The sequence below is a fragment of the Pseudomonas putida genome, assembly GCF_005080685.1.
Classification (GTDB): domain Bacteria; phylum Pseudomonadota; class Gammaproteobacteria; order Pseudomonadales; family Pseudomonadaceae; genus Aquipseudomonas; species Aquipseudomonas putida_V.
Map to the genome: position 1 here is coordinate 442,099 of NZ_CP039371.1, position 22,322 is coordinate 464,420.

Genomic DNA, 22,322 nt, shown 5'->3' on the forward strand with positions numbered 1-22,322 from the left:
TTTCAGTTGCCCTGGAGGCTGGGTGGCAGGCATACGCCGGTGCCACCGATGCCGCAGTAGCCTTGCGGGTTCTTGGCCAGGTATTGCTGGTGGTAGGCCTCGGCGAAGTACACGGTCGGCGCTTGGTCGATCTCGGTGGTGATTTCGCCGAACCCGGCCTTGCTCAGCTCGGCCTGGAAAGCGTCGCGGCTTGCCTTGGCCTGCTCCAGCTGTTCGGGGCTGGTGCAGTAGATGGCCGAGCGGTACTGGGTGCCGATGTCGTTGCCCTGGCGCATGCCCTGGGTGGGGTTGTGCAGTTCCCAGAACATTGCCAGCAGCTCGCGGTAGCTGACCTTGTCCTTGTCGAACACCACCAACACCACCTCGGTATGGCCGGTCAGGCCCGAGCAGACTTCTTCGTAGGTAGGGTTGGGGGTAAAGCCGCCGGCGTAGCCGACCACGGTGCTGACCACGCCCTCGCGCTGCCAGAAGCGGCGCTCGGCGCCCCAGAAGCAGCCGAGGCCGAAGATGGCGAAGTCGATGTTGCCTTCGAAGAACGGGCCGAGCAGCGGGGTGCCTTCGAACACGTAGTGGAACTCAGGCAGGGTCATCGGGGTTTCGCGGCCGGGCAGGGCCTGCTCGGCGGTAGGCATGACGTTTTTGTTCACCAGGATTTCAGAACGCAGGACCATGGCCGTTCCTCTGTTTGTCAGTTGGATAGGTGCAGGACCCTTCGCGGGCAAGCCCGCTCCTACAGGATCTGAATGCTGTGGAGATCCTGTAGGAGCGGGCTTGCCCGCGAAAGGGCCCGAATGGGTTCTATAGTGCCCGAGCTTTACGCCGCTGTCAGGCCATTGGACCGCGCGGATAGCGCTTGAGTTTTGCTTCCAGCTCGCGCCCCGGGATCGGCCGGTCGAACAGGTAACCCTGCCCCACGTCGCAGCGGTGCCTGCGCAGGAACGCCAGTTGCTCGGGCGTCTCGATACCCTCGGCCACCACTTTGAGCTTGAGGTTGTGGGCCATGGCCACCACCGCCGAGGTGATTTCCATGTCGTCCTGGTTGTCGGGGATCTCGTTGATGAAACTGCGGTCGATCTTGATGATGTCGATCGGAAACTTCTTCAGGTAGCTCAGCGACGAGTAGCCAGTGCCGAAATCGTCCATGGCCAGGTTCAGGCCCAGGGCCTTGAGCTCGTCGAGCTGGCGGTGCGTGTCTTCGCTGGCCTCCAGCAGCAGGCCCTCGGTCAGTTCCAGCTCCAGCAAGTGCGGGGGCAGGGCTTCTTCCTTGAGGATGCTGGCGATCGAGGCGACCAGGTCGGGGTCGGAGAACTGCTTGGGCGAAAGGTTGATCGCCACGTGCAGGCTGCCCATGCCGGCCTTGCGCAGTTGCTGGCTCATGCAACAGGCCTGACGTACCACCCATTTGCCGATGGGGATGATCAGGCCGGTTTCCTCGGCCACGCTGATGAACTGGTCGGGTCGGATCATGCCGCGCTCGGGGTGGTTCCAGCGCAGTAGCGCCTCCAGGCCCAGCAAGCGACCGCTTCGCAGGCACAGCTTGGGCTGGTAGAACACCTCCAGCTCGTTCTGGGTCAGCGCCCGGCGCAGGTTGTTCTCGACGAACAGCTTGTAACTGGCCTCGGCATTGAGCACCTCGGTGAATACCTGCACCTGGTGCTTGCCGTTGGCCTTGGCCTTGTGCAGCGCAAGGCCCGCGTTCTTCATCAGCGTGGTCGGGTCGCTGCCATGCAGCGGCGCGCAAGCGAGGCCGACCGAGGCGGTGACGTTGATCAGCTGGTTGTCGACGAACATCGGCTTGTCGAGGGTGTGCAGCAGTTGCTGGGCGACACCCTGGCCGTCTTCCAGGCTGGTGTTGTCGAGCAGCACGGCGAATTCGTTGCTGGCGAAGCGGGCCAGCATGCCGTCGGCGTTGAGGCTGTTGCGCAGGCGCCGGGCCAGACTTACCAGGAGCTTGTCGCCGGTCTGGTGGCCGAGGCTGTCGTTGATCCGCTTGAAGTTGTCGATGTCCACCAGCAACAGGCAGATCGGGCTGTCGCCCACGTGGGCGAAGCGCTCGTCGAGGCTGCGGATGAACGCCGGGCGGTTGCCCAGGTTGGTCAGGTTGTCGGTATAGGCCAGGCGCTCGATGCGCTGCTGGGCCAGCTTGGACTGGGTGATGTCCTCGTAGATGCCGATGTAGTGGGTCAGCTCGCGGTTGTCGCCGTACACCTTGGAAATCGACAGCTGGCCCCAGTAGGGTTCGAGGTTCTTGCGCCGGCTCTTGAATTCGCCTTGCCAGCTGTTACCCATGGCCAGGCTCGATGGCGAGTCGAACAGCAGCTCGCTGAGGTTTTCCAGTGCCGGCAGCTCGGCCAGGTGACGGCCCTGAACCTCTTCGGTGCTGTACTGGGTGATAGCCGTGAAGCTTGGGTTGACGTACTCGACCACGCCGTCGCGGTTGACCAGCAAGAAGGCGCTGGCGCTTTGCTCCACGGCACGCTGGAACAGGTGCAGGGCACTGGCCGCGGTGCGTCGGTTGTGGTTGGTGATGACCTGCGCGAACTGGTCGGCCAGCTCGCCGGCGAAGGCGATCTCGTCGGACTGCCAGGCCCTGGGTGTGGCGGTCTGTTCCAGGCATAGCACCCCCACCACCTGGCCATCGACGCGGATGCTGGCGTCGAGCATGGCATTGTCGGTCACCGGCAGGGCTGCCACCAATTCGCGGGTACGCGGATCGTGGCGGGCGTTGTGGGCGTCGATGGCGCGGCTGGTGTGCAGGGCTTCGAGGTAGTCGGGAAAGCTACTGGCGTCGATCGGCTCGGGCAGGCGATGCACCTGTTCGTCGCGCAGCCAGGCACTGATCGGCTCCAGGCGCTGGCCGTCGAGGTGCCAGATGCTGGCGCTGTCGACCTTGTAGATCTCGCAGGCGCTGCGGGTGATCAGCTCGGCGGCCTCGAGCAGCGAGTTCTCGGCACTGTAGCGCTGGCGGGCGAGGCGCAGGATCAGGTCCTGCTGGCCGCGCACGCGTTCAAGATGTTCGAGTTGTTCCTGCTGGGCATGCTGGTTGAGTTGCAGGGCCAGTTGCAGGCGGTTGTTGCGCGACTCCAGCTCGTCGGCGGTCGGGTCGGCGCCGCCATGTGCCTGGTCGTCCAGCACCGTCAGGTAGCCGCGCAGCAACTGGCGGTTGTGCTGCTTGTAGGCTTCGCCGGTTTCCAGCAGGCGCAGCGACCCGGCCTGGGCATGCAGGGTGTAGCGCACCCGGTAGTAGCCGCGGCGGCCCAGTTGTTGCTGGATGTCGTCGTGCAATGCGTAGCGCGCCTCGGGCTCCATCAGGCTGGCGTAGGGCGAGTCGATCAGTGCGCAGAGGTCGGCGGCGGGCATGGCGAACTCGCGTTCGCAAGTCGGGTCGAGGTAGAGCATGGCCCAGCTCGCTTCGTTGAGCCTTTCGAAACGCAGCATGCCGAGCCGCGAGGGCACGGGAAGCTGCGTGACGACCTCGGCCGCCACACGGCTGGCGGCATCGGGTTGGCTTTTCATCGAAGACTCGCTTGAAGAGGTGACGCGGCCTGGGACGGCGGCGCATCTGGCAAGGTTGCATCATGTCCCCAAAGCTGGCAAGCGGCCATATGGGGTATCAGTCAGGTTTTCGGCCATTGGCCGAGAATCCTTAAGGCTGGTTACCAGTAGAAGGGTTTGTCGGCGGGTTTCTTGCGAGTCGCTACACGCTGTGGAAGCTGGTGCTCGGCTAGCTCAACGTTCGAAACAACGTGCCTCATCCAGTGGGCATAATGCTTCAGCGATCCAGGCACCGTACGTTGGGTGCCCTCTCGGTGCGGAAGAATCACACCCAATTTCAGCGTTGGGAAATCTTCATGAAGCGCACGCAGGGCTGGAGTCATATCTGTATCGGCGGAGACCAGCACCAGTTGCCCGACCCTTTGCTCAGGTGCCAATTTCGCCTGTCGCGCAGCAAGTCGATACATGCTGATTGCAATGTGAACATCTGTTTCTTTTTCCTCGAGCTTCCAGATTTCGACTTGATCGTTTCGAGAAGCTGGAGTTCTTTTGTCAACGAAGCGGGGCGCTTTGCCTGGCTCCAGCTGATGGCGCCCATGGAAAACCTCCACACCTAGTGCGATCAATGCCCTCAGATAGGTGTCCTGGGCTTCTTTGGAGGCAGTGCCACGGGAGGCCAGGGAAGGTTTAACGCCGGTAGTGAAGAAGCTGACTGACTCCAGCGTATTTCCAGGGTGCTGGACACGTAGGATATGGGCCAGGAGGCCCTGAAGGTCAAGCCACTTGTATTGGGTGCCGGCCAAGAGGCCATAGAAGAGGTTGTAGCCGTCGACAAAGCACGCGGTACGCAAGATTGACTATTCCTAAAAACGAAAAAACCGGCCTTGGCCGGTTTTTTCACCCCAACGGCCAGTGAACTGAATCACTGCGTACGGGGCTGAGTAGTGAGTTCATGTTCCACTATTCATGAAATGGCCGCAATCGGTTTTTTGTATCTGCGATAACCAGGAGCAGCACCATTACATGAATGGTTGAGCTTCCAGCATACGTCCAACAGCAAATGAGCTTTCGTAGGACGCTTCCGGACGCGTTGTGATTAAGCTCCTAACGATCGTGTTGAATTTCAGGCAAAAAAAGCCCCGCCAGAGGGCGGGGTTGAGGTACGAGCGTGGCAGCTCGAAAAGGGTGCCTGCCTCCCCGGAGGGAGGCAGGTTGGCTGCCTGTTACAGCAGCATGGTGCGGATGTCGGTCAGCAGGTCGCCCAGGCGCTTGGTGAAGCGCGCGGCGGCAGCGCCGTTGATCACGCGGTGATCGTAGGACAGCGACAGCGGCAGCATCAGCTTCGGCTGGAAGGCCTTGCCGTCCCAGACCGGCTGCATGGTGGCCTTGGAGACACCGAGGATCGCCACCTCCGGCGCGTTGACGATCGGCGTGAAGCCGGTGCCGCCAATGTGGCCGAGGCTGGAGATGGTGAAGCAGGCGCCTTGCATGTCGTCGGCCGACAGCTTCTTGGTGCGCGCCTTTTCGGCCAGGGCCGCGGCTTCGCCAGCCAGTTGCAGCAGGCTCTTCTGGTCGACGTTCTTGATCACAGGGACCAGCAGGCCATCCGGGGTGTCCACGGCGAAGCCGATGTGCACGTACTTCTTGCGGATGATCGCCTTGCCGCTTGGTGCCAGCGAACTGTTGAAGTCCGGCAGCTCCTTGAGCAGGTGGGCACAGGCCTTGAGCAGCAGCGGCAAAACGGTCAGCTTGACGCCGGCCTTCTCGGCCACGGCCTTCTGCGCGACGCGGAACGCTTCGAGCTCGGTGATGTCGGCCGAGTCGAACTGGGTGACGTGCGGCACGTTCAGCCAGCTGCGGTGCAGGTTGGCGGCGCCGACCTGCATCAGGCGGGTCAGGGCGACTTCTTCCACTTCGCCGAACTTGCTGAAGTCGACGGTCGGGATCGGCGGAATGCCGGCACCACCGGTCGCGCCGGCGGCCGGTGCTTCCTTGGCCTTCTGCATGACCGACTTGACGTAGACCTGTACGTCTTCCTTGAGGATACGGCCGTGCGGGCCGGTCGCGGCGACCGCGCCCAGGTCGACACCGAATTCACGGGCCAGCTGACGCACGGCCGGGCCGGCATGCACCTTGGCGTTGCTGCCGGCGGCCGGAGCGGTGGCCACTGGCGCAGGGGCGGCAGCCGGGGCAGCAGCGGCAGGCGCTGCTGCTTGCGCGGCTTCGGCGTTGGCCGGTGCAGCAGCCGGAGCCGGGGCGGCAGCAGGTGCTTTGCCTGCGACTTCCAGCTTGAGGATCAGGTCACCGGTGCCGACTTCGTCGTCCAGCTTGGCGATCACTTCCTTCACCACGCCAGCGGCGGGCGACGGGATTTCCATGGACGCCTTGTCGGACTCCAGGGTGATCAGCGACTGGTCGGCTTCGACGGTGTCACCGGCCTTGACCAGTACTTCGATGATCTTGGCCTTGCCCGACGAGCCGATGTCCGGCACGTGGATGTCCTGCACGCTGGCGGCAGCCGGGGCTGCGGCCGGAGCAGGAGCAGGCGCCGCTTCGGCTGCAGGAGCAGGCGCTGCTGCCTGGGCAGGTGCGGCGGCAGGAGCCTCAGGGGCCGCAGCAGCGGCGCCCTCGGCTTCCAGGACCAACAGCTCGTCGCCTTCTTTCAGGCGATCGCCCAGCTTGACCTTGAGTTCCTTGATCACGCCGGCCTTGGGGGCCGGAATCTCCATGGAGGCCTTGTCGGACTCCAGGGTCAGCAGGCTCTGGTCAGCCTCGATACGGTCACCGACCTTGACGAACAGCTCGATGATTTCACCTTCACCGCTGCCGATGTCAGGTACGCGAATGAGTTCGCTCACTTAAAGATACTCCTCAGCAGTCCAGTGGGTTGCGCTTGTCCGGGTCGATGCCGAACTTGACGATGGCGTCAGCCACAACCTTGGGTTCGATCTCGCCACGGTCAGCCAGGGCTTCCAGGGCAGCCAGCACCACGAAGTGCCGGTCGACTTCGAAGAAGTGACGCAGCTTCTTGCGGCTGTCGCTGCGGCCGTAGCCATCGGTACCCAGGACCTTGAACTCTTTGCTCGGCACCCACTGGCGAATCTGCTCGGCGAACAGCTTCATGTAGTCGGTGGAGGCGATGACCGGACCCTTGCGACCGTTCAGGCACTGCTCGACGTAGGTCTGCTGTGGCTTCTGGCCAGGCTTGAGGCGGTTGGCGCGTTCCACGGCCAGGCCGTCGCGACGCAGTTCGTTGAAGCTGGTGACGCTCCACACGTCGGCACCGACGTTGAACTCTTCACGCAGGATCTTCGCAGCTTCGCGGACTTCGCGCAGGATGGTGCCGGAGCCCATCAGTTGCACGTGGTGCGCGGCTTCGCGGGTGTCTTCTTCCAGCAGGTACATGCCCTTGATGATGCCTTCCTCGACACCGGCCGGCATGGCTGGCTGCTGGTAGGATTCGTTCATCACGGTGATGTAGTAGAAGATGTCCTGTTGCTCTTCGGTCATCTTCTTCATGCCGTCCTGGATGATCACCGCCAGCTCGTAGCCGTAGGTTGGATCATAGGTGCGGCAGTTCGGGATGGTGCCCGCCATCATGTGGCTGTGGCCGTCCTCGTGCTGCAGGCCTTCACCGTTGAGGGTGGTACGGCCGGCGGTACCGCCGATCAGGAAGCCACGGGTGCGGCTGTCGCCAGCGGCCCAGGCCAGGTCGCCGATACGCTGGAAGCCGAACATCGAGTAGAAGATGTAGAACGGCAGCATCGGCTGGTTGTGGCAGCTGTACGAGGTACCGGCAGCGATGAACGACGACATGGCGCCGGCTTCGTTGATGCCTTCCTCGAGGATCTGGCCCTTCTTGTCCTCGCGGTAGAACATCACCTGGTCCTTGTCGACCGGCTCGTAGAGCTGGCCCACGGACGAGTAGATGCCCAGCTGGCGGAACATGCCTTCCATACCGAAGGTACGGGCTTCGTCCGGGATGATCGGAACGATGCGCTGGCCGATTTCCTTGTCCTTGACCAGCTGCGCCAGGATGCGCACGAAGGCCATGGTGGTGGAGATTTCGCGGTCGCCCGAGCCATCCAGGATCGCCTTGAGCGTTTCCAGTGGCGGGGTCGGCACGCTGAAGCTCTTGGCGCGGCGCTGCGGCACGAAGCCACCCAGGGCGGTGCGGCGCTCGGCCAGGTACTTGGCCTCGGCGGAACCTTCTTCTGGGCGGAAGAACGGCAGGTTTTCGAGGTCGGCATCCTTGACCGGGATGTCGAAGCGGTCACGGAAGTGACGCAGGCTGTCGACGTCGACCTTCTTGGTGTTGTGCGCGGTGTTCTTGGCTTCGCCAGCACCGGTACCGTAACCCTTGATGGTCTTGGCCAGGATGACGGTCGGCTGGTCCTTGTGGTTCACAGCCTGGTGGTATGCCGCGTAGACCTTGTACGGGTCGTGGCCGCCACGGTTGAGCTTCCAGATCTCGTCGTCGGACAGGTCTTCGACCATGGCCTTGAGCTCTGGGGTATTGAAGAAGTGTTCACGGACGTACGCACCGTCCTTGGCCTTGTAGTTCTGGTACTCGCCGTCGATGACTTCGTCCATGCGACGCTGCAGGGCGCCGTTGGTGTCCTTGGCGAACAGTGGGTCCCAGAAGCGGCCCCAGACGACCTTGTTGACGTTCCAGCCACCGCCACGGAACACGCCTTCGAGTTCCTGGATGATCTTGCCGTTGCCGCGAACCGGGCCGTCGAGGCGCTGCAGGTTGCAGTTGATGACGAAGATCAGGTTGTCCAGCTTCTCGCGGCCGGCCAGGGCGATCGCGCCCAGGGATTCCGGCTCGTCGCACTCGCCGTCGCCCATGAAGCACCAGACCTTTTGCTTGCCGGCCGGGATGAAGCCACGGGCTTCGAGGTACTTCATGAAACGAGCTTGGTAGATTGCCTGGATCGGACCCAGACCCATCGAAACGGTCGGGAACTGCCAGAAGTCAGGCATCAGCCATGGGTGCGGGTACGACGACAGGCCGTTGCCGTCCACTTCCTGGCGGAAGTTGTTCATCTGGTCTTCGCTGATGCGGCCTTCCATGAAGGCGCGAGCGTAGACGCCAGGCGAGGCGTGGCCCTGGAAGAACACCAGGTCACCGCCGTGTTCTTCGGTCGGGGCCTGGAAGAAGTAGTTGAAGCCGATGTCGTACAGGGTGGCGCTGGAGGCGAAGCTGGAGATGTGTCCGCCCAGGTCCGAGTCTTTCAGGTTGGTGCGCATGACCATGGCCAGGGCGTTCCAACGCACCATCGAGCGAATGCGGCGTTCCATGAACAGGTCGCCAGGCATGCGTGCTTCGTGGGTGACAGGGATGGTATTACGGTACGGCGTGGTGATGGCATACGGCAGCTGCGAGCCACTACGGGTGGCCAGCTCGCCCATACGGGTCATCAGGTAATGAGCGCGGTCTTCGCCTTCTTTGTCGAGGACCGACTCCAGGGCATCCAGCCATTCCTGGGTTTCGATTGGATCGAGGTCTTGCATGGCTTGCTCCAGGGCGGAAAGGCCACCAGAATCGGGGGCCTGAGTTTGCGACTGGCCTTATGGGCAGACGTCGTGAATTCTTGGATTACCGGTGTGTGATCCGGCGCCGTGTAGTTTTACTACAAATGCTTTCGCATTTCATGCTTTTACCGCTTCGGGGTAGTAGTAAAACTACAGAAATGCGACGTTTGGTCGCACCTCGGCTTGTGGGGAAAAACGTTCATGTTGGTTGGCGTGGTGTCGCGAGCGGGTGTTTAGTGATGTTTCTTGCCAATGTTTCGGATTTTTCAGCTATTTCCAACTTTTGTACGACAGTCCAACCGTGGTCCAGCGTCCCCGTGGCCGCTTCTACCCTTCACTTTCTCGCCGATCAAGGATAGCCCATGCGCCTGCCTTTGCCGCTCGATCTGCCCGCCGCCCTGCAGCCGCTGGTCGCACGTAACCAGCAGTTCCTGCACGATGCCGTGGCCGCTTACCCAGACCTCGACCTCAAGGCTTGGAGCCCGGTGCACCGGCAACAGTTCGATCAGGTTGCCGCTGCCAGCGACTTCGTCCTCGACCAGGCCCAGCGCGAACCTTTGATGCTCTGCACGCTGCTGGCCAGTGGCGAACTCGACCGGCGCTACGCCCCCGGCGAGCTGCGCGGGCACATCGCCGCAGTGGCCCAGGCGGCGCAGAGCGAGGATGAGCTGGCGCGCAACCTGCGACGCGAGCGCAACCGCCAGCAGCTGCGGATCATCTGGCGCGACATCACCCGCCAGGCCGAACTGGGCGAAACCTGCCAGGACCTGTCCGATCTCGCCGATGCGGCCATCGACGAGGCCTACCAATGGCTGTACCCGCGCCATTGTCAGCAGTTCGGCACGCCGATCGGCAACCGCAGCGGCCTGCCCCAGCACATGGTGGTGCTGGGCATGGGCAAGCTGGGCGCGGTGGAGCTGAACCTGTCTTCGGACATCGACCTGATCTTCGCCTTCCCCGAAGGCGGCGAAACCGAGGGGGTCAAGCGCTCGCTGGACAACCAGGAGTTCTTCACCCGCCTCGGCCAGCGGCTGATCAAGGCCCTGGACCCGGTGACCGTCGATGGCTTCGTGTTCCGCGTCGACATGCGCCTGCGCCCCTACGGCTCGTCCGGCGCCCTGGTGCTGAGCTTCAACGCGCTGGAGCACTACTACCAGGACCAGGGACGCGACTGGGAACGCTACGCGATGATCAAGGCGCGGGTGGTCGCCGGCGACCAGGCCAGCGGCGCGCAGTTGCTGGACATGCTTCGCCCGTTCGTCTATCGCCGCTACCTCGACTTCTCCGCCATCGAAGCGCTGCGCACCATGAAGCACCTGATCCAGCAGGAGGTGCGGCGCAAGGGCATGGCCGACAACATCAAGCTGGGCGCGGGCGGCATCCGCGAGGTCGAGTTCATCGCCCAGGCCTTCCAGTTGATCCATGGTGGGCGCGACCTGAGTTTGCAGCAGCGGCCGCTGCTCAAGGTGTTGGCGACCCTGGAAGGGCAGGGCTACCTGCCGCCGGCAGTGGTCCAGGAACTGCGCGAGGGCTATGAATTCCTGCGCTACACCGAGCACGCCATCCAGGCCATCGCCGACCGCCAGACGCAGATGCTGCCCGAAGGCGATAGCGATCGCGCGCGGATCGCCTACATGCTCGGCTTCGCCGACTGGCAGGCGTTTCACGACCAATTGATGTACTGGCGTGGCCGGGTCGACTGGCATTTCCGCCAGGTCATCGCCGACCCCGACGAAGAGGAAAGCGAGGGCGAGCTGGTGGTCGGTGGCGAATGGTCGCCGCTGTGGGAGCAGGCCCAGGACGAGGACGCGGCCGGTCGCCAGCTCGAAGAGGCCGGCTTCCATCAACCCGCCGAAGCCTTGCGCCGCCTGGCCGGCCTGCGGGCCAGCCCGCAGCTGCGCTCGATGCAGCGCATTGGCCGCGAGCGCCTGGATGCCTTCATCCCGCGTCTGCTCGCCCAGGCCGTGGAGCACGCCAACCCTGACCTGGTGCTCGAACGCGTGCTGCCGCTGGTCGAGGCGGTGGCCCGGCGCTCGGCCTACCTGGTGCTGTTGACCGAGAACCCGGGGGCCCTGCGCCGGCTGCTGACCCTGTGCGCCGCCAGCCCGTGGATCGCCGAGCAGATCGCGCGCTATCCATTGCTGCTCGACGAACTGCTCAACGAGGGGCGGCTGTTCAGCCCGCCCCTGGCTCCAGAGCTGGCCGCCGAACTGCGCGAGCGACTGACGCGCATCCCCGAGGACGACCTGGAGCAGCAGATGGAAGCGCTGCGCCACTTCAAGCTGGCCCACAGCCTGCGTGTGGCCGCCTCGGAGATTACCGGCAACCTGCCGCTGATGAAGGTCAGCGACTACCTCACCTGGCTCGCCGAGGCCATCCTCGACCAGGTACTTGCCCTGGCCTGGCGCCAGACCGTGGCACGCCATGGCCAGCCCAAGCGCAGCGACGGCAGCCTGTGCGACCCCGGCTTCATCATCATCGGCTACGGCAAGGTCGGTGGCCTGGAGCTTGGCCACGGCTCGGATCTGGACCTGGTGTTCATCCACGATGGCGACCCGCAGGCGGAAACCGACGGTGCCAAGCCGATCGACAGCGCGCAGTTCTTCACCCGCCTGGGGCAACGCATCATTCACCTGCTGACCACCCAGACCAACTCCGGCCAGCTCTATGAGGTCGACATGCGCCTGCGCCCGTCCGGGGCCTCGGGCCTGCTGGTCAGCTCGCTGGGGGCGTTCGAGCGCTACCAGCAGAACGAGGCCTGGACCTGGGAGCACCAGGCGCTGGTACGCGCGCGCGTGCTGGTGGGCTGCCCACAGGTGGCGGCGGCGTTCGAGGGGGTGCGCGCCAAGGTGTTGGGGCGCGCCCGCGACCTGGCCGGGCTGCGCACCGAAGTGAGCGAAATGCGCGCCAAGATGCGCGACAACCTCGGCACCAAGGCCACCGCCTCGGGCACTGCGGGCAATGCCTTCGACGCCGGCATGCCCTTCGACATCAAGCAGGATGCCGGCGGTATCGTCGATATCGAATTTATGGTGCAATACGCCGCTTTGGCCTGGTCCCACGACCATCCGGCCATCCTGCGCTGGACCGATAACATTCGTATCCTCGAGGAACTCGAGCAGGCCGGCCTGATGCCGGCCAGCGATGCGGTCCTGCTGCGCGAGGTGTACAAGGCGTTCCGCTCGGCGTCGCACCGTCAGGCCTTGCAGAAGCAGGCCGGGGTGATCGACGCGGCGCAGTTCGCCGATGAGCGCCGCGAGGTGCGGCGGATCTGGGGAGAGCTCGGTTTGAGGTGAGGGCCAATCGCCGGCAAGCCGGCTCCTACCGGGCCTTTGCGGTTCATGTAGGAGCCGGCTTGCCGGCGATGAGGGCACTTCGCACCCCCAGTGTTACACTGTCCGCCACATAGCCTGAATATAAAGAGGGGAGGCCAGGCTGTAACGCAGCCTGCAGCCTCCCCGACCGTTTCTGGACTAAGCATGAGAATACTGATCATTGGCCCCAGCTGGGTCGGCGACATGGTGATGGCGCAGACCCTGTTCCAGCGCCTGAAACAGCAGCACCCCGACTGCGCGATCGATGTCCTGGCCCCCGAGTGGAGCCGGCCGATCCTCGAGCGCATGCCCGAGGTGCGCCAGGCTCTGAGCTTCCCGCTCGGCCACGGAGCCCTGGAGCTGGCCACACGGCGACGCATCGGCAAATCCCTGGCTGGCCAGTACGATCAGGCGATCCTGCTGCCCAACTCGCTGAAGTCGGCGCTGGTGCCGTTCTTCGCCGGCATCCCCAAACGCACCGGCTGGCGTGGCGAGATGCGGTTCGGCCTGCTCAACGACGTGCGCAAGCTGGACAAGGCCCGCTACCCGCTGATGATCGAACGCTTCATGGCCCTGGCCTACACGCCGGGCGCCGAGCTGCCGCAGCCGTATCCGCGCCCGAGCCTGCGCATCGAGCCGCAGAGCCGCGACGCCGCCCTGGCCAAGTTCGGCCTGGCGCTCGATCGCCCGGTGCTGGCGCTGTGCCCAGGCGCCGAATTCGGTGAAGCCAAGCGCTGGCCCGCCGAGCATTACGCCGAGGTGGCCGATGCGCTGATTCGCCAAGGCTGGCAGGTGTGGCTGTTCGGCTCGAAGAACGATCACCCGGTCGGCGAGCAGATCCGCGACCGGCTGATCCCGGGGTTCCGTGAGGAGTCGTACAACCTGGCTGGCGAAACGTCGCTGGCCGAGGCCATCGACCTGATGTCCTGCGCCGACGCCGTGGTCACCAACGACTCCGGCCTGATGCACGTGGCTGCCGCGCTCAACCGTCCGCTGGTGGCGGTCTATGGCTCGACCTCGCCGGGCTTCACCCCGCCGCTGGCCGAGCAGGTGGAGATCGTGCGTACCGGCATCGAATGCAGCCCGTGCTTCGACCGCACCTGCCGCTTCGGCCACTACAACTGCCTGCGCCTGCTCGACCCGGGCATGGTCATCGCCGCGTTGACGCGCCTGGGCGGGCCGGAGTTGATCGATACCGTGACCGAGGTCGACTAAGTGCGGGTACTGATCATCAAGACCTCGTCGCTGGGCGACGTCATCCACACCCTGCCGGCTATTACCGATGCCGCCCACGCGATCCCGGGCATCCGCTTCGACTGGGTGGTGGAAGAAGGCTTCGCCGAGATCCCCAGCTGGCATCCGGCGGTCGACCAGGTCATTCCGGTGGCGATCCGTCGCTGGCGCAAGAACCTCTGGCAGACCCTCAAGAGCGGCGAGTGGAAGGCGTTCAAGCAACGTCTGCGCGCGCGTAAGTACGACCTGGTGATCGATGCCCAGGGCCTGGTCAAGTCAGCTTGGCTGACCCGCTACGTCAAGGCGCCGGTGGCCGGCCTGGACCGCTACTCGGCCCGCGAGGGCTGGGCCAGCCGCTTCTATGATCGGCGCCTGTCGGTAGCGGTCGGGCAACATGCCGTGGAGCGCGTGCGTCAGCTGTTCGCCATGGCCCTGGCCTACGACCTGCCGGAGGGCCTGGGCAATTACGGGCTCGACCTCGACCGCCTGCAACTGCCGCCCGCCGCGCCCTACGTGGTGTTCTTGCATGGCACCACCTGGGCCACCAAGCACTGGCCCGAGGCCTACTGGCGCGAACTGGCCGAACGCATGGGCCGGCGCAAGCTGCAGGTGTGCCTGCCGTGGGGCAATCCTGCCGAGAAGGCGCGTGCCGAGCGCATCGCCCAAGGCTTGAACAACTGCCAGGTACTCCCCAAATTGAACCTTGCCGGGGTCGCCCGCGTGCTGGCCGCGGCCAAGGCCTGCGTGGCCGTGGATACCGGTCTGGGCCACTTGGCCGCAGCGCTGGACGTGCCGACCATTTCCCTGTTCGGCCCGACCAACCCAGGCCTGACCGGGGCCTATGGCCGTACCCAGATTCACCAGGCCAGCGACTGGCCCTGCGCCCCTTGCCTGCAAAAGAAATGCACCTACAAACCGAGCGCCGACGACCTGCGCCGGTTCGATATCAAACGCGAGTGGCCGTTGTGCTTCACTCGCCTGAATCCCGAGCATGTGGCGAGCCGCTTGAGCGCGCTGCTGCTGGCTGAGGATGTTCGTTGATGCAACTGGCTTTCGTGCTTTACAAATACTTCCCGTTCGGCGGGCTGCAGCGCGATTTCATGCGCATCGCCCTGGAGTGCCAGAAGCGTGGCCACCAGATCCGTGTCTACACGCTGATCTGGGAAGGTGACGTGCCGCCGGGCTTCGAGGTGCTGGTGGCGCCGGTCAAGGCGCTGTTCAACCACCGCCGCAACGAGAAGCTCAGCGCCTGGATGGCCGAGGACCTGGCCAAGCGCCCGGTCGACCGCCTGATCGGCTTTAACAAGATGCCGGGGCTGGACGTGTACTACGCCGCCGACGGCTGCTTCGAGGACAAGGCCCAGACCCTGCGTGGCGGCCTGTACCGTCGCTGGGGCCGCTACCGGCATTTCGCCGAGTACGAGCGCGCCGTGTTCGCCAAGGACGCACACACCGAGGTACTGATGATCTCCGAGGTGCAACAACCGCTGTTCATCAAGCACTACGGCACCCCGGTGGAACGTTTCCACCTGCTGCCGCCGGGCATTTCCCAGGACCGTCGCGCGCCGGCCAATGCCGCCGAGATCCGCGCCGAGTTCCGTAAGGAATTTGGCCTGGGCGATGACGACCTGCTGCTGGTGCAGATTGGCTCGGGGTTCAAGACCAAGGGCGTCGACCGCAGCCTCAAGGCCCTGGCCGCGCTGCCTTCGGCCCTGCGCAAGCGCACCCGGCTGATGGTCATCGGCCAGGACGACCCCAAGGTGTTTCAGCTGCAGAGCGCTACCCTGGGCCTGGGCGAGCAGGTGCAGTTCCTCAAGGGGCGCAGCGATATCCCGCGCTTCCTGCTCGGTGCCGACCTGCTGATCCACCCGGCCTACAACGAAAACACCGGCACCGTGCTGCTCGAAGCCCTGGTGGCCGGGTTGCCGGTGCTGGTGTCGAAGGTGTGCGGATACGCCCACTACATCGCCGAGGCCGACAGCGGCCTGGTGCTGGACGAGCCGTTCGAGCAAGAGCAGCTCAATGATTACCTGCAACGCATGCTCGAGGACCCGCAGGCCCGTGCCGACTGGGCGCGCAACGGCCTGGCGTTCGCCGACACGGCCGATCTCTACAGCATGCCGCAGCATGCCGCCGACGTGATCCTCGGGAAGGTGGGCGCATGAAGCTGATCCTGGCCGAGCCATTCAAGCGTCTGTGGGCCAAGCGCGACGCCTTCGAGGCGGTCGAGGCGCTGCAGGGCGAGGTCTACCGCGAACTCGAGGGGCGCCGCACACTGCGCACCGAAGTCGAAGGCAAGGGCTACTTCGTGAAGATCCACCGCGGCATCGGCTGGGGCGAGATCTTCAAGAACCTGTTCACCGCCAAGCTGCCGGTGCTCGGAGCCGGCCAGGAATGGCGGGCCATCCAGCGCCTGCACGAGGTGGGCGTGCCGACCATGACCGCGGTGGCCTATGGCGAGCGCGGCAGCGATCCGGCTCGCCAGCATTCGTTCATCGTCACCGAGGAACTGGCGCCGACCATCAGCCTGGAGGACTACAGCCTCGACTGGGTCAAGCAGCCGCCCGCGCCACGCCTGAAATGGGCCTTGATCGGCGAAGTGGCGAAGATGACCGGCGGCATGCACCGCGCCGGGGTCAATCACCGCGATTGCTACATCTGCCACTTCCTGCTGCACACCGACCGCCCGGTGACGCCGGAAGACTTCAAGCTGTCGGTGATCGACCTGCACCGTGCCCAGACCCGGGCGACAATCAGCCGGCGCTGGCGCGACAAGGACCTTGCCGCCCTTTACTTCTCGGCCCTGGACATCGGCCTGACGCGCCGCGACAAGTTGCGCTTCTTGCGCGGCTACTTCCAGCGCCCGTTGCGCCAGGTGTTCGCCGACGAAGCGGCATTGCTCGCCTGGCTCGAGCGCAAGGCGCAGAAACTCTACGATCGCAAGCAACGCTATGGGGACGCACTCTGATGGCGGGTTGGACACTGGCGCCGGGCTACGAGCACCTGGCGGCGGACTTCGGTAGCCTCGATGCGGTGTTCGCCGTACAGGGCGAGCGCCTGACGCGTGACCCGCTGAGCGAGGTGGTGCGCGTCGAGCGTGACGGGGTCAACTACTACGTCAAGCGCTACACCGGCGCCGGCAAGCACATGCGCCGCTACCTGGGCCGGCCGCGGATCAAGGCCGAATGGCAGAACCTCAAGCAGTTCGCCAAGTGGCATATCCCCACGGCCGAGGTGGTGGCCTGGGGCCTGGAGCGCAATGGCCTGGCCTTTGGCCGGGGGGCGATGGTCACCCGCGAGCTGCCGCGCACCGAAGACCTGCAAGAGCTGGCCAAGCGCAACGATCCGCGCCTGGCCGACCGCCACTGGGTCGACCATGTCAGCCGCCAGTTGGCGCGGCACACCCGGGTCATGCACGAGCACCGCTTCGCGCACAACGACTTGAAGTGGCGCAACCTGCTGGTCGACGATCAGGGCACGCTGTTCTTCATCGACTGCCCGACCGGCGACTTCTGGCGTGGCTTCATGTGGCGCCACCGGCTGATCAAGGACCTGGCGTGCCTGGACAAGGTCGCCAAATATCACCTGTCGGCGACCCAGCGCCTGCGTTTCTACCTGCAGTACCGCCAGCGCCAGCGCCTCAATGCCCGTGACAAACGGCGCATCCGCCAGGTGTTGGGCTTCTTCGAGGGAAGGGAATGACCGATTACCTGGCCAGCGCCGACCTCGCGCTGCTGCAGCGCCATGGCCTGAATGATTTCGAGGCGTTGTGGGCGCTGCAACTGGATGCCGTGGATGAACCCAACACCGGGCGTGGTGGCTGGAGCCAGGTGTTTCGCATGGAACTCGAAGGCAAGGGCTATTACCTCAAGCGCCAGGCCAACTACCTGACCCGCACCTTGCACCGGCCTTTTGGCGAGCCGACCTTCGCCCGTGAATTCCGCAACATCAGCCGCTACCAGAAGCTCGCGATCCCTGCCTTGCAGGCGGTGTTCTACGGCGAGCGCAAGCACGCCGACGAGCACCGGGCGATCCTCATGACCCGCGCCCTGGATGGCTGGAGCGACCTGGAAAGCTTGCTGGCGCAATGGCCGCAGTTCGATGCGCCGACGCGCCATGGCATCCTGCTCGCCTGCGGCGGGCTTGCCCGCACCTTGCATGCTGCCGGCCAGGTCCACGGCTGCTTCTACCCCAAGCATATTTTCCTGCGCCAACGCCGCGAGGGCTGGGACGCGCAACTGATCGACCTGGAAAAGACCCGGCCGTTGCTGTTCGGCATGCGCGACCGGCTCAAGGACCTGGAACCCCTGCTGCGCCGTGCCCGCGCCTGGAGCGAAGCGGATGTGCGCACGCTGCTTGCCGCCTACCTGGCGCAACCGGCCGAGAGCGCCCAGGTAGGCGCCTGGCTGCAACGCCTGACGCAACGCCGTCGTGAAAAAGAGGCCCGCTGATGCGTTTGTCTGAACTCAAGGATTTGGGCCGCAGCCCGGCGCTGCCGCTGTCCGTCACCCTCGCCGATGCCGCCGGCGACAGCGACCTGCAGCTGCTCAGCCTGCTGCGCGTGCTGCCTGGCCAGCGCTACGTCGGCGCCGGCATCTGGCGCGGCACGCCGGTGCTGGCCAAGTTGTTGGTTGGCGGCAGCGCCGCACGGCACTTCCAGCGTGAACTCGAAGGCGTGAAGCTGCTCGCCGAACAAGGCCTGACCACGCCGACGCTGTTGGCCGACGGGCTCAAGGAAGGCGAGGGCGGCTGGCTGTTGTTCGAGTTTCTCGATGGCGCCCAGAGCCTGGCCGATGCCTGGGCCGAGGTGGAGCGCCAGCCGGTGCTGTCCGATGCGCAACACCTGGTGCTGGGCGAGGCCCTCACCGCCGTGGCACACATGCATGCCAAGGGCCTGTGGCAGGAAGACCTGCACCTGGACAACCTGCTGCGCCATGGCGGCAAGCTGTACCTCATCGACGGCGCGGGCATTCGCGTCGAGACTGCCGGCCAGCAGCTTTCGCGCCCGCGTGTGCTGGAAAACCTCGGTGTGTTGTTCGCCCAGTTGCCCAAGCGCCTGGAGCCGTTCATCGAAGAGCTGCTAGTGCACTACCTGCTGGCCAACGCCGAGCATGCCTTGCCGCTCGAAGCGTTGCAGAAGCAGGTCGACAAGGTGCGCAACTGGCGGCAGAAGGACTACCTGGAAAAGGCCGGTCGCGAATGCACGTTGTTCAGCGTTCAGCGCAGCCTGTCGGGCCTGCGGGCCATCGTGCGCGGTGAAGTGGACGCGCTGCTGCCGGTGCTGGCGCAGGCCGACGCGTTGATCGACAAGGGCCACGTGTACAAGACCGGTGGTGCGGCCAGCGTCGCACGTATCGAAGTCGACGGCCGGCCGTTGGTGCTCAAGCGCTACAACATCAAGAACACCGCCCATTGGTTCAAGCGCTTCTGGCGCCCGAGCCGGGCCTGGCATTCGTGGATCGAAGGCCATCGCCTGGCGTTTCTCGACATCGCCACCCCGCGTCCATTGGCCGTGCTGGAAGAGCGCGTGATGGGCCTGCGCAGCCGCGCCTACCTGATCACCGAATACCTGGACGGCCCGGACCTGGCGGCCTGTTTCGCACCTTTCGTGGAAAACGGCGATGCGCCCGAGGAGCAGGTCGATGCCTTGGTGCGGCTGATGCGCCAGTTGATTCGCGAGCGCATCAGCCATGGCGACTTCAAGGGCCACAACCTGTTCTGGCAGGACGGCCAGTGGTCGTTGATCGACCTCGACGCCATGTGCCAGCACGCTACCCAGCTGAGTTTCGCTCAGGCCTATGCCCGTGACCGGGCGCGCCTGTTGCGCAACTGGCCGGCGAGCAGTGCCTTGCATCAGCGGCTTGATCGGCTGCTGCCACGGTTGTCGGAATAGCCGGCCGGTAGCGCCAGCCAGTCGCTACTGCGTCCTGGCTGGCGCACGCGGATTCGCCATTGCTCATCCTGCCAGCGAAGGATTGCCCAAGCCGGACCACGACGACTGGGTTGGCCTGGAATCAGCAGGTGGTAATGGTGTTCGAGCAAGTGGGCGCGCAAGGGTAGGGCATGGCCGCCAGCGCGCAGGTGCAGCTTGTCGTTACTGCGGTAGACACCGGGTGTGGAGGGTTCGGCTACGCCCTGCGGTACCTCCTCCAGACGACAACCGTCCAGCAGCGCCGCAAGGTCCGGCAGGCCGTCGTACCACAGGACCGGTGAGTCGACGACCCATTCTCCATCTTCGCGGCGTTTGACCGCCACCTTGGTGTAGGCATCGACCTGTTGTGGGTCGACGGCGCGCCAGCGGTAGCCATCGAACGCTACCTGGTAGTAGAACCCGGTATTGTCCTGGATGTAGTAGTGGGTCAGGCCCGGGTAGGTCGAGGGCTTTTCGAATACGCCTTCGCCATGGATGCCATCGATGCGGTAACGCAGTTTGGCGGGCTCGGGATGGACCTTGTAGCTCGGCGGCAGCATCACCGGCGGTGTCGGTGGCATGGCGCGGATCGCTCGGCGCACCACGGTTGAGCCGCTGATGCTGTTCAGGCCGTCGCCGGCATGAGTGAACATCTCGACCAGATGGCCCAAGGCGCCGATCCGGTCATCCTCGTCCAGCGCTTGGACGCTATCCAGCGCGGAGATGGCTGCCCGGCCAAAGGCCAGGGGCGTCAGGGCGCGGTTGGGCAATATCAGGCTGACGATATCGAGGATGACCCACAGCGCCCGCAGACTGGCATGGCCCAGCAGTTCCAGGCGGGTGTTGGTACTGGCATCCACGGCGGCGATGACCGCACGCACTTCGGCCAGGTAACAGGCGTGCAGGAAGTTGCCGGTAATTTCCGGGGTGGTCAGTTCCCGTCCCAATCGTCCTTTGGTCAACAGGGTTTGAAGTGTGCCGCGCTTGACCATGGGCAGGCGTTCGATCACGTAGTCGCGAAAGGCCGGTTTGTCGCGCAGTGAGCGTAGCAACTCGCGAACCGAGGCATATTCGCGCCAAGGCTTGCGGTCGGGCGCATCGGGGGCATACAGAAGGAAACGCTTGACCGTCGGCGTGTCGGTCGTGATCAGCAGTACGCCCTGAAGCGTCTGGTTGCTGATCAGCATCTGCCGCACCTGGATGCGGTTTTCCTGCACAAGGGGCCGCCATTGGCTGTCCGGAAAGTTCATGATCGCCCTGGCCCAGCGATAGCCGATTTGCCCAGGGCTGTACTTGAAGTGTCCGGCATAACGGCCTTTGGCTGCTTCGGCGTGCATGCGCGCGCGGTTGATGTTGGCATGCGCTTGCTGGCGCCACCGACCGGCAGCGGAGTCGATCAGGTGGGTGCGCAGAAAACGTGGATAGCTAGCCCCGGTATTCAGTTCGCGCACCAGCTTCTTCGCCTGCGCCGCGCTGAGCTCGGGCAACGCGCTGCCGTCTGCCTGGTGAACACGTGCGGTCAGCCAGTAGTCCACGTCCAGCCAGGCGACGTTGAGCAATGCCAGTTGTTCCAGGCTGTAGGTGCGAGGTACGAGCTCGACGGTCCCACCCACCCGATCACGGCTGGCCACAGGCACGTAGCTGTTCGGCAGCGAGGGATGGAGCACCGGTCCGACCTGGCGCGCCATGGTCACGCTGATCAGCACGTGACGGGGGTCGATGTCGAGCAGGTACTGCTGGCGTAACGCCTGGTGTAGGCGTTCTCGGGTCCAGACCTGCAAGCTGTTTTGCTCAAGAAACTCGTGGTGGCGGGGAATACCCGGTGCAGCGGCCCGGTCGATGCTGATCACCAGTTCCTGGATGGTCTGCATGATATGCGTCAGTGCCTGCGGCGAGGCGCGCTTGAGCCAGGTGGGCGAGTGCTTTTCCAGCAGCAGGGCGTAACGTGTGGGTAATACCGCCCTGCTGGTGGTGGCTTCGAGCAGGTCTGCGGCGCTGCGCAGGCGTGCAGCGAACGCCTCTTGGGTGCTCGTCTGTGCTGGCTCGGGGTGGGTCTGCCAGCATTCGGCCAGGCGCCTTTGCTGGGCATCGAGCAGGTCTTGGACCTGCGACTGCAGCAAGTCTTCGGTCAGCCAGTCATAGCGCAGGCGTTCGGCATTGTGCGCATAGCTCTGATCGTCGGTACGAGCGAACAGCCGCAGCAGGGGCAGGCTTTGCAGTGGGTCGTCGAGTCGCTCGCAGAGCTCCCGGTGCAGTGCTGACAGGTCGCTGAACGCTTCGATGCCGTGGGAGACGCTGCATAGCAAGGCTCGGCCGCTGGCCTGGTCGTGGGTCAGCAACTGACCGGACGGGCCGCCTTCCACGACTACCACTACACCGGGTATATGGCCCCGCCAATTGGGGCGGGTGATATCTAGCAAGGGGCGGTACAGTTGTGGGCGTGTCGCGGCGGGCAGTACTTGCCGCTGCCAGGACAGCGGTTTGTCCAGACAGGTTTCGAGTAGTTGGGCATGGGCAGGTTCGAGTGTCTGGTCGGCCATGCGCAGCTCGATCTCGGCGCGCAATTGCCTGCCCCGCAGCTGGATCAGGCGCGCTTTGCGGTTTTCGCCGGTGCTGTCTGGCGCATTCCAGTAATCGGCCAGGTCACCGAAGAAGCGTTGCCGGGCCTGCCAGGAGGGCAGCGCGCGGTCGTGTGCCGGAAAGCCGGCGAGCAGTTGGATGATGGGGGCGTCCAGGGACTTGAGACGCTGCAAGGGGGTCATGGGCATGCTCCTGTTGGGCGGGCCAGGAGCATGGTCGTTACGGCAGGCCTCGGTGTGGCAGCGGGTTAC

14 protein-coding genes are annotated in these 22,322 nt (G+C 64.7%); 8 read left to right on the plus strand and 6 right to left on the minus strand.

From position 1 onward, the window contains the following. Positions 1 to 2 precede the first annotated feature (2 nt). From msrA to aceE, 5 genes are all read right to left on the minus strand, one after another. On the minus strand, positions 3 to 671 hold the full coding sequence (gene msrA / locus E6B08_RS02145) for a peptide-methionine (S)-S-oxide reductase MsrA (protein ID WP_136912573.1): 669 nt from the start codon (positions 669 to 671) through the stop codon (positions 3 to 5). 154 nt (positions 672 to 825) lie between these two features. Continuing rightward, the gene (locus E6B08_RS02150; protein WP_136912574.1) at positions 826 to 3,516 is read right to left on the minus strand and encodes a GGDEF and EAL domain-containing protein; all 2,691 of its coding nucleotides are present in this window, start codon (positions 3,514 to 3,516) and stop codon (positions 826 to 828) included. A gap of 140 nt (positions 3,517 to 3,656) precedes the next feature. Beyond that, the gene (locus E6B08_RS02155; protein ID WP_136912575.1) at positions 3,657 to 4,346 is read right to left on the minus strand and encodes an NYN domain-containing protein; all 690 of its coding nucleotides are present in this window, start codon (positions 4,344 to 4,346) and stop codon (positions 3,657 to 3,659) included. A gap of 372 nt (positions 4,347 to 4,718) precedes the next feature. Then, positions 4,719 to 6,353: a dihydrolipoyllysine-residue acetyltransferase gene (aceF, locus tag E6B08_RS02160; RefSeq protein ID WP_136912576.1), complete on the minus strand. Its 1,635-nt coding sequence runs from the start codon at positions 6,351 to 6,353 to the stop codon at positions 4,719 to 4,721. A 13-nt stretch (positions 6,354 to 6,366) separates the two neighbouring features. Beyond that, on the minus strand, positions 6,367 to 9,012 hold the full coding sequence (gene aceE / locus E6B08_RS02165) for a pyruvate dehydrogenase (acetyl-transferring), homodimeric type (RefSeq protein WP_136912577.1): 2,646 nt from the start codon (positions 9,010 to 9,012) through the stop codon (positions 6,367 to 6,369). Between the two features lie 383 nt (positions 9,013 to 9,395). On the opposite strand from aceE, the gene glnE reads away from it, so the two are divergent. The 8 genes from glnE to E6B08_RS02205 all read left to right on the plus strand — a co-directional run bounded on the left by glnE (position 9,396) and on the right by E6B08_RS02205 (position 19,473). Then, the gene (gene glnE / locus E6B08_RS02170) at positions 9,396 to 12,329 is read left to right on the plus strand and encodes a bifunctional [glutamate--ammonia ligase]-adenylyl-L-tyrosine phosphorylase/[glutamate--ammonia-ligase] adenylyltransferase (protein ID WP_136912578.1); all 2,934 of its coding nucleotides are present in this window, start codon (positions 9,396 to 9,398) and stop codon (positions 12,327 to 12,329) included. A 183-nt stretch (positions 12,330 to 12,512) separates the two neighbouring features. Next, the gene (gene waaF / locus E6B08_RS02175; RefSeq protein ID WP_136912579.1) at positions 12,513 to 13,562 is read left to right on the plus strand and encodes a lipopolysaccharide heptosyltransferase II; all 1,050 of its coding nucleotides are present in this window, start codon (positions 12,513 to 12,515) and stop codon (positions 13,560 to 13,562) included. Next, positions 13,563 to 14,621 (plus strand): lipopolysaccharide heptosyltransferase I, encoded by a 1,059-nt coding sequence (gene waaC, locus E6B08_RS02180; protein WP_136912580.1) that lies wholly within the window; start codon positions 13,563 to 13,565, stop codon positions 14,619 to 14,621. Next, complete coding sequence (locus tag E6B08_RS02185) at positions 14,621 to 15,745, plus strand: glycosyltransferase family 4 protein (protein ID WP_136912581.1); 1,125 nt, start codon at positions 14,621 to 14,623, stop codon at positions 15,743 to 15,745. Before waaC ends, E6B08_RS02185 begins: the two co-directional genes overlap by 1 nt. Further along, the gene (gene rfaP, locus E6B08_RS02190; RefSeq protein WP_136912582.1) at positions 15,742 to 16,548 is read left to right on the plus strand and encodes a lipopolysaccharide core heptose(I) kinase RfaP; all 807 of its coding nucleotides are present in this window, start codon (positions 15,742 to 15,744) and stop codon (positions 16,546 to 16,548) included. The genes E6B08_RS02185 and rfaP overlap by 4 nt, the downstream gene beginning before the upstream one ends. Continuing rightward, entirely contained in the window at positions 16,548 to 17,282 is a 735-nt protein-coding gene (locus E6B08_RS02195; protein WP_136912583.1) for a lipopolysaccharide kinase InaA family protein, read from the plus strand. The genes rfaP and E6B08_RS02195 overlap by 1 nt, the downstream gene beginning before the upstream one ends. Beyond that, a complete protein-coding gene (locus E6B08_RS02200) occupies positions 17,279 to 18,031 on the plus strand; it encodes a lipopolysaccharide kinase InaA family protein (RefSeq protein ID WP_136912584.1) in 753 nt (250 codons plus the stop codon). Before E6B08_RS02195 ends, E6B08_RS02200 begins: the two co-directional genes overlap by 4 nt. Next, positions 18,031 to 19,473: a lipopolysaccharide kinase InaA family protein gene (locus tag E6B08_RS02205; protein ID WP_136912585.1), complete on the plus strand. Its 1,443-nt coding sequence runs from the start codon at positions 18,031 to 18,033 to the stop codon at positions 19,471 to 19,473. The genes E6B08_RS02200 and E6B08_RS02205 overlap by 1 nt, the downstream gene beginning before the upstream one ends. Here E6B08_RS02205 and E6B08_RS02210 read toward each other — a convergent pair. Beyond that, positions 19,434 to 22,253: a dermonecrotic toxin domain-containing protein gene (locus E6B08_RS02210; RefSeq protein WP_136912586.1), complete on the minus strand. Its 2,820-nt coding sequence runs from the start codon at positions 22,251 to 22,253 to the stop codon at positions 19,434 to 19,436. The genes E6B08_RS02205 and E6B08_RS02210 overlap by 40 nt on opposite strands. Positions 22,254 to 22,322: the final 69 nt, after the last annotated feature.